The organism is Flavobacterium sp. FlaQc-28, from assembly GCF_044007415.1.
In the GTDB taxonomy this organism is placed as follows: Bacteria; Bacteroidota; Bacteroidia; order Flavobacteriales; family Flavobacteriaceae; genus Flavobacterium.
Genome location: NZ_JBIPCM010000044.1, coordinates 1 through 227 on the forward strand (window position 1 = coordinate 1; position 227 = coordinate 227).

Below are 227 nucleotides of genomic sequence, written 5' to 3' on the forward strand. Positions count from 1 at the left end.
CCGCCACAGTATAAGTATACGTTCCTGCTCCTGCGAAAGCTGGAGACCAAGTTCCTCCTGCATCTGGGCTTCCGCCTAATGCTGCAAATAATGATCCTGATGTTACAGTGCTGCCTGAACAAATCGTTAATGTTCCGTTTGTTCCTGCATCTGGCTGCGCCTGCTCTGTTACTGAAACTGTCGAAACAGCATCAACAGTACATGGAGCTGTAGCCGCCACAGTATAA

Annotated in this window: 1 protein-coding gene; it reads right to left on the reverse strand. The window is 48.9% G+C overall.

Annotation, left to right across the window (positions count from 1 at the left end; genetic code table 11):
• A partial coding sequence (locus ACHRVL_RS23115) for a hypothetical protein (RefSeq protein WP_395415609.1) occupies positions 1-227 on the reverse strand: 227 nt, incomplete at both ends.